The organism is Bacillus sp. JJ1521, from assembly GCF_036965165.1.
Lineage (GTDB): Bacteria > Bacillota > Bacilli > Bacillales > Bacillaceae_L > Ferdinandcohnia.
The window spans coordinates 5,254-12,965 of the sequence record NZ_JBALOX010000156.1 but is presented as its reverse complement, the minus strand read 5'-3'; the positions used below and the strand labels follow the sequence as shown (position 1 = coordinate 12,965).

Below are 7,712 nucleotides of genomic sequence, written 5' to 3'. Positions count from 1 at the left end.
AATAATGGGGTGTGTATCCTTTGTTATTAGATTTTTTATTACTTGATCCAGAATTATATACGCTGATGGCACTAAATGTTAGTTTGTGTCTAGGACTAATGTTGACGTTATTGTCGGCTCAAAGGGTTGAAGTTGGTTTTGATACACCCTTTTCCGATATCACAAAAATACAAAAGAATGAAAGCAAAAGTTTTGATCTAAATAGAAGTCTTTTAATTCAGTATTTTATTACAAGAAGAATTGTAAAATCAATAAGAAATAGAGTATTTACAAGTGATGATGCTGATAGTCTTGTTTCCTTTAATCTTAATCGTTAAATTCAAACTTTTAAGGAGGAAACATGAAAAAACATCGTTCCGTTATCAGTTTCATTACCCTTTTAATTGCACTTTCAGCACTACTTTCCGGGTGCGGGGTAAATTCGAGTAATCATGAAGGATTTTTCACCACTTATTTAGTAGATCCTTTAACACTGCTTATCAATTTTATTGCAAATACATTTAATGGTAGCTATGGAGTAGCCATCATTATCGTAACAATCTTAATTCGTTTGGTTATGATGCCTTCCATGTTGAAACAGTATAAAAACCAAGCAACTATGAAAGAAAAAATGGAGCTAGTTAAGCCAGAAATGGAAATGATCCAGAAGAAAATATCTGCTGAAACAGATCCGAAAAAGAAACAAGAGCTGCAGCGAGAAATGATGGGACTCTATCAGCAACACGGTATTAACCCGCTAAATATGGGATGTTTGCCACTACTCATTCAGATGCCTATCTTAACTGGACTCTATTATGCAATCCGCAGTTCAGCAGAAATCTCTCACCATACTTTTTTATGGTTTAGTCTAGGGCATCCTGATTTAATTTTAACAATCATTGCGGGGATTATTTATTTCATTCAATTCAAAATCTCTCAATTAAATATGGGGCAAAGTCAGCAACAGCAATTGAAGTTTATGGGTTTATTGTCACCGATTATGATTGTTTTCATTTCATTTAGGGCACCCGCTGCATTACCGCTCTATTGGGTAGTAGGCGGTATTTTCCTAGCACTCCAAACGTATATAGGTCAACGACTTTATCGGAAACAGAAGGTAAATCTAATCGTAGAAGAAAAACAAATATAAACGTAATTAGGCCAATCTCATTACGGAGATTGGCCTTTTATCATATCCTGATCCTTAGTTCATTCACTGTGGATCAGGCACTTATAGTCAGCTTTTACATTATGATTGTACTAAAGTACGTTTTAGGAACTCCCTAGTTCGAGCTTGGGTTGGATGATTGAAGATTTGCTCAGAACTTCCTTCTTCTGCGATAACTCCCTTTTCCATAAATACAACTCGGTCAGATACTTCTTTTGCAAATTCCATTTCATGGGTTACGATTAACATGGTAAGACCAGACTCAGCTAGTTCCTTCATGACTTTTAGAACTTCCCCTACCATTTCTGGATCAAGGGCTGATGTTGGCTCATCAAATAACATGACATCTGGTTCCATGGAGAGAGCTCTTGCAATTGCTACCCGTTGCTTTTGCCCACCAGATAATTGTTTTGGCTTGGCGTTAATATATTTGTCCATGCCAACAACCTTCAAGTATTTCATCGCTACTTTTTCGGCTTCTTCCTTAGATCGTTTTAGTACTTTTATTTGTCCCACAACACAATTACTAAGGACATTATGATTATTAAATAAGTTAAATTGTTGGAAAACCATCCCTAAATGTCTTCGATAGGAAGCGACATCATGCTTGTTATCCAATATATTTTCTCCAAGATAGATAATTTGCCCGCCACTTGGTTTTTCTAACAGATTGATACAACGAAGAAGAGTTGATTTACCAGATCCTGAAGAACCGATGATGGTGACTACTTCTCCTTTATTCACTGAGAAATTAATATCTTTTAATACTTCATGAGTGCCAAAGGATTTGTTTAAATGTTGAATATCAATAATCTTTTCCATCTTCTCTCCTCCTTCTTCAATTATTTTGATTTGCTTGTAATGGTCTATCGTTCCCAATAATCGTATAGTTATCAGAGCCATCTAATTTTTTTTCAAAGTATAATAGAATTCTTGTGACAATGAAGGTCATCACAAAATAGAGTATACATGCTACGAAAAACGATTCAAAATATCTAAAATTGTTTCCTGAAATCGATTTTGTTACGAAAAATAATTCTGTAACTGAAATCACATTCAGAACGGAAGTATCCTTAATATTAATCACAAATTGATTACCTGTTGCTGGCAGAATATTACGTAAAACCTGCGGTAATACTACATTCCACATTGTTTGGAAATGATTCATTCCGATCGCATGTGCTGCTTCAAACTGTCCTTTATCAATTGATACAATCCCACCGCGAACATACTCAGCCATATATGCTCCTGTATTGATCGATACAACGATAATCGCTGCAACAAAAACATTCATATCGATACCAAATGCTAACGCAGAACCGTAATAAATAACCATCGCTTGTACAATCATCGGTGTTCCACGGAAGAATTCAATATAGATTGAGAGGATTGCATTAATCACTTTTAAACTTATTTTATTCACTCCGCGCTCTGGCATTGGAATTGTTCGGATTACGCCTGCTAACAATCCAATCGCTGCCCCAAAGATTGTTCCAATGAGTGCAATCAAAAGCGTTAAACCAGCTCCACGAAGGAACATAGGCCAGTTTTCTGCGATTATTCGAACGACCCACTCAAAACTCATCTTATTTCCTCCTTTACTTATAAAACCGACTGTATGTTGATATACAGCCGGTTCTTGGCATTTTTATTGTGCTGCTGGTTGATTTAGAATAGCCGAATCCATAATGCTTGTACGTTCTTCTTCGGAAATACCTGCTAAAACCTCATTGATTTTATCTGTAAATTCACTGCCTTTTTGAAGTCCAACTGCGATTGCTGTGTCGTCTGCTGATGTTTTAAATCCATCTTCAAATTCAACCATTACAAAGTTTTCATTTGCAGATGAAGCACTAATTCCTTCAGGACGTTCTGAGACGTACCCATCAATCATTCCTGATTCAAGAGCAACTCGCATTGCTGGGAAGTTATCCATCGCTGTTTTCTTCTCAACACCTTCAATTTGATCAATCACTGAATAATGGAACGTATTTAATTGAGCTGTAATTTTTGCTCCTTTGAAATCTTGAATAGAAGTAACACCTTCATACTTGCTGCCTTTTTTCACAACCATCACTAAATTTGATGTATAGTAATTGTCCGAGAAATCGATTGCTTCTTTACGTTTTTCTGTCGGTGACATACCCGCTATGATTGCATCAATTTTCCCTGATTGTAGAGCTGGAACTAAGCCATCCCACTCTGTTTTGACAATGACTAATTCTTTTCCTAATCCTTCAGCTACTTTTTTCGCGATTTCTACATCATAGCCACCCGCAAATTCTTTAGAGCCCGCAATTTTAACTGCACCGTTGGAATCATCGTTTTGAGTCCAGTTAAATGGCGCATATCCCGCTTCAAGACCGACTTTAAATGTATTATCTTCTGACGACCCGGAATCAGAACCATTACTTGTCCCACATCCAGCTAATAAAAGTATCGTTGAAATCAATAAAACTATGAATAATGATAGCTTGTTTCTCATAGTATTCCCTCCCGTTTTTTGATAATTTTCGACAAAAAACGACCTGAGATATACTCAGGTCGCTGTATCGTTAGCCTAAAGTCCTCTCTTTATCCCAAATGAGATAGCTCAACTCAATAAACTGGGGGTTTATTGAGACAGTCCTGCAGCTCTTAACTGCAGACCCAGCATGTAATGACTTGAGAATATTACACACTTCGGCGACATTTCCTTCTCTTTAGCATCATTGCTTCTCAAGCTCCACTAAAGACTGTTAAACATCGCGCCTCTACCTCACTACTAAAAAGTGAGGTCTTATTCAATTATTTTCTATACTACTATAATACGTATAAGAGCGTCAACCCGTATTTATTAGCAATATCTACTAAGTAACTTCGGTGTAAAATCTACTGCTTGGCGAATGGCTTCAGTTAAACTTTTTTCATCCGCAATCCCTTTGCCTGCAATATCAAAAGCCGTTCCATGGTCCACACTCGTACGAATAATGGGTAAGCCAACTGTAATATTTACCCCAGCGTCAAGCCCCAGTACTTTTACGGGTCCGTGCCCTTGATCATGATACATAGCGACAACGATATCAAAATCCCCACGAACTGCACGGAAAAATAGAGTATCAGCAGGCAATGGACCAAAAGCTTCTATACCTTCTGCCTGAGCTTTTTGTACACCAGGAATCACTTTCTCCTCCTCTTCACCGTACCCGAACAACCCATTTTCACCAGCATGAGGATTGATTCCACAAACAGCAATCTTAGGATTTTTGATTCCAGATCTTTTTAAAGTTTCATCCGCTAATTTGATCACATTATAAACACGTTCAGGATTGATCATTTTAACTGCATCGAGTATCCCCACATGTGTTGTAACATGAATGACCTTTAAATTAGGTGCAGATAACATCATCGAAAAATCTGTTGTCCCGGTCAAATCAGCCAAGATCTCCGTGTGACCAGGGTATATATGTCCACCTTTATGCAAGGCTTCTTTATTTAAAGGTGCCGTACAAATTGCATCTATTTGCTTCTGCTTTGCTAGTTCAATAGCTTTTGCCAAATATTCATATGCGGCATGACCTGCTTCTGCCGAAACCTTTCCAACAGGCAACTCCGCAGGCAATAAATTAAGATCAAGACAATTAACAATGCCCATTTGAAAATCTGCATCCTCAATCCGTTGGATGGAATGAATAGAGAGCGTAGAATGAACATAAGCTTTTGCCCGCTCAAGTATTTTTGCATCACCAATTACGATTGGGTTACATATTTCATGGACTTCTTGTTCAGCTAGGCTTTTTAAAATAATTTCGGGTCCAACCCCGGCACCATCTCCCATGGTAATTCCAATGATTGGTTTTTGCTTCGTCAATGTTCACACATCCTTAGTCATAAAATGCATTGCATTTTTCAAAGATTCATTGTTACCGAATCCCCCAGCTTTCGTAACGGCCCAAAGATCCTTTTCATATCCAATTAATCGTCCAAACGGCAAACCTGGTTCGATTTCAGAAACCAATTCCATCTCTTTAATCCCAAGTATCGAACAGACTGCCTTTGCTGTATCTCCGCCAGTTAATATCAATCCATTAATTGATTGGTTTAGGTTACAAATATCGTTTGCCACAATTCCTAAGCTAGTCGCAATTCGCTCACTAATTTCTATTTTACTTAAACCTTGTATTTCACCTTCATTTTGGGCAATTTTACGATTTTCCTCATTCGCTTCAACATACACCATGTAATGCCTTGCATGGGAATGTGATTCTATTTCTTCTAAAATGGAACTTGTCTCAACGTTCGGTTGAAGTAATTTCCGGACATCTAATTTAACGGCAAACACATCTTCTAATCGAGCTGCTTCCTCGAGTTGAAGGCTTGTCGTTTTTGAAAGGCTGCCCGATACTGTTAATGTTTTACCTATGACCGGTGATGAATTGTGAATCGTTTTTCCTTTTAATTGTAAGGCTTCAGGCAAATATTCAATTAAACCGGCAGAGCCCACCCAAACAATCCTTTTTCCTGTCATGATGAATCGTTCTAGAATCCTTTGAAAATCTGATTCCCGCTCTATATCACATACAATCCATGATATGGCTTGTTTCAAATAATCATCGATTTGCTGGAGAAACTTTACCTCGGTACCATGAAGCACATCCTCTGATAAAACCGAAGCTTTTCTCTGACTATCTTTAAATAGCAAATGTGGAATATAACTCTCGGTAACAGGTGTCTTGGGATCCTTCCCAAATTCTGATTTTGAAATTAAGATTCCATTTACGTAGTGATAACCTGACTTTGTCGTTCTTCCCATTTTTGGTAGTGCAGGCACAATGACGATTAACTCTGGCTGATAGACTTCTTCGATTGCATCAAGTTCAGCCTTTATATTACCTCTTAAGGTCGAATCCACTTTTTTATAAATGCATTGATAACCCAACCTTTGTAGCTTGAGGGCCGCTTTTTTCACAGCTGCCCCTGCTTCTTTGGCGGCTAAGGCACGACTATTCGTATCGATAATTAACACATCTTGGTTTTGCAAATTACCTTCTTCCTTCCAGTCAAGGATAACCGAAGAACGAAGGCCCTTTAAAGCAAGCTGCACACCTGAGTCATTTGCTCCAGTAAAATCATCTGCAATAATCCCAATTTTATTGTTCAATCCATCCACACATCCAATCAAATACGACTGGGCGTATTTGCGCCCGATTTTAGGCCCACATGAAGTGGGTCATAAAGACGTTGCCACANNTTAGTCTTTGATCTTATGGGAGATACAGTGAAACTTCAATCTGTGGATTCACTACTCCACAGATTGTTAGTTGAACCAATCAGGCTTTTACTGGCAGTTGCCCTCATTGAGGGCTTAGTGCCAGTTAAAGCTGAAAATTACCTTTGAAAAAACGTGGCATCCGCCGGAGGCTTAAACTTATTCAGTAGGGGTTTGAGCCCTTACTTTATAAGTTAAAATGTAGGTCCGATTCTCCAAATGCCAAAGTCGTTCTGCTTCAATATTTCTGATTTTGTTAGTTTACCAGATGAAACGGATTTTATTTCTTCAAAGATTGATTCTCCAACTGATTGAACGGTTTCTTTCCCTTCAATGATTGTTCCAGCATTCAAATCCATATTATCTCCCATACTATTAAACATTGGTGTATTTGTTGAAATTTTAATGACAGGGGCAATTGGTGATCCCGTTGGCGTACCTCGACCAGTTGTAAACAAGACTACTTGTGCACCTCCCGCTACCATTCCAGTGAGTTGTTCAATATCCTGGCCGGGAGTATCCATCCAGACAAGCCCTTTTTTAGTTGGAATGTCCGCGTAGTCAATTAGTTCTTGAAGAGGACTCGTGCCAGACTTAGTAGCGGCTCCAAGTGATTTTTCCTCAAGTGAGCTTAATCCTCCCGCAATGTTCCCTGGTGTAGGATTACCTGTCCGAATATCAATCCCCATCATTAGCGCTCGGCCTTCAGCCTGCTTAATTTTTTCATATACTCTTTCAACTGTACGATCATCAACGGCACGGTTTGCCAGCAAATGCTCGGCTCCGATTAATTCTGTCGTTTCTGCAAGGATTGCAGTTCCACCCGCTTTTACGATTAAGTCACTCACATGGCCAACGGCAGGGTTTGCAGACAGACCAGAGCAAGCATCCGAACCACCGCATTCCGTTCCAACAATTAACTCACTGACATGACATGGCTCTCTCATAATTGCAGAAGCATCCTGAACCATTTTTGTAGCAATTTTCGCTGCGTTCGCGATTGTTTGTAAGGTACCGCCATTTTCCTGTATCGAAACCGTCGCAACCGGTTTTCCGCTTTTTGCAATTTCTTCAGCTACACTTCTAGCCTGATGTGTTTCACAGCCTAATCCTAGTACAACTACACCATACACGTTTGGATTAAGTCCTACCCCCACATACGTTCGGAACGTTTGGTCATAATCCACCCCTACCTGCGTACAACCATGCTGGTGAATAAAACTAACAGTCCCATGCACAAGCTGGGTAATTTGATATGCAGCCTGTGTCGCACAAGTGATGGTGGGAAGTATCAATACGTGATTACGAACCCCCACT

General features: G+C 39.0%; 8 protein-coding genes and 1 riboswitch. Of the genes, 2 read left to right on the top strand and 6 right to left on the bottom strand.

Annotated elements, in window-relative coordinates:
* Positions 1-20 precede the first annotated feature (20 nt).
* Both V7147_RS19220 and yidC read left to right on the top strand, forming a co-directional pair.
* On the top strand, positions 21-317 hold the full coding sequence (locus V7147_RS19220) for a hypothetical protein (protein WP_335369442.1): 297 nt from the start codon (positions 21-23) through the stop codon (positions 315-317).
* Positions 318-340: 23 nt separating this feature from the next.
* Positions 341-1,129, top strand: coding sequence for a membrane protein insertase YidC (gene yidC / locus V7147_RS19215; protein WP_335369441.1), 789 nt, complete (start codon positions 341-343; stop codon positions 1,127-1,129).
* A gap of 99 nt (positions 1,130-1,228) precedes the next feature.
* On the opposite strand, the gene V7147_RS19210 is transcribed toward yidC, so the two are convergent.
* From V7147_RS19210 to V7147_RS19185, 6 genes are all read right to left on the bottom strand, one after another.
* Entirely contained in the window at positions 1,229-1,969 is a 741-nt protein-coding gene (locus tag V7147_RS19210; protein ID WP_335369440.1) for an amino acid ABC transporter ATP-binding protein, read from the bottom strand.
* 16 nt (positions 1,970-1,985) lie between these two features.
* Positions 1,986-2,732, bottom strand: a complete 747-nt coding sequence (locus V7147_RS19205) for an amino acid ABC transporter permease (RefSeq protein ID WP_335369439.1) — start codon at positions 2,730-2,732, stop codon at positions 1,986-1,988.
* Between the two features lie 63 nt (positions 2,733-2,795).
* Entirely contained in the window at positions 2,796-3,632 is an 837-nt protein-coding gene (locus tag V7147_RS19200) for a transporter substrate-binding domain-containing protein (RefSeq protein ID WP_335369438.1), read from the bottom strand.
* A gap of 96 nt (positions 3,633-3,728) precedes the next feature.
* Positions 3,729-3,911: riboswitch (Lysine riboswitch) on the bottom strand.
* Between the two features lie 72 nt (positions 3,912-3,983).
* Positions 3,984-4,964 carry a 4-hydroxythreonine-4-phosphate dehydrogenase PdxA gene (gene pdxA / locus V7147_RS19195; protein ID WP_438824613.1) on the bottom strand — a complete coding sequence of 327 codons (981 nt, stop codon included), beginning with the start codon at positions 4,962-4,964 and terminating at the stop codon, positions 3,984-3,986.
* Positions 4,965-5,000: 36 nt separating this feature from the next.
* Positions 5,001-6,287, bottom strand: a complete 1,287-nt coding sequence (locus tag V7147_RS19190) for a four-carbon acid sugar kinase family protein (RefSeq protein ID WP_335369436.1) — start codon at positions 6,285-6,287, stop codon at positions 5,001-5,003.
* A 302-nt stretch (positions 6,288-6,589) separates the two neighbouring features.
* Entirely contained in the window at positions 6,590-7,711 is a 1,122-nt protein-coding gene (locus V7147_RS19185; RefSeq protein WP_335369435.1) for a UxaA family hydrolase, read from the bottom strand.
* Position 7,712 lies beyond the last annotated feature (1 nt).

What these genes read in the sequence shown, in the direction of transcription:
- pdxA (WP_438824613.1), bottom strand. Translation starts at nt 4,964, where the DNA reads ATGGGAGATGGTGCCGGGGTTGGACCCGAAATTATTTTAAAAAGCCTA.
- V7147_RS19205 (WP_335369439.1), bottom strand. Translation starts at nt 2,732, where the DNA reads ATGAGTTTTGAGTGGGTCGTTCGAATAATCGCAGAAAACTGGCCTATG.
- V7147_RS19210 (WP_335369440.1), bottom strand. Translation starts at nt 1,969, where the DNA reads ATGGAAAAGATTATTGATATTCAACATTTAAACAAATCCTTTGGCACT.
- yidC (WP_335369441.1), top strand. Translation starts at nt 341, where the DNA reads ATGAAAAAACATCGTTCCGTTATCAGTTTCATTACCCTTTTAATTGCA.
- V7147_RS19200 (WP_335369438.1), bottom strand. Translation starts at nt 3,632, where the DNA reads ATGAGAAACAAGCTATCATTATTCATAGTTTTATTGATTTCAACGATA.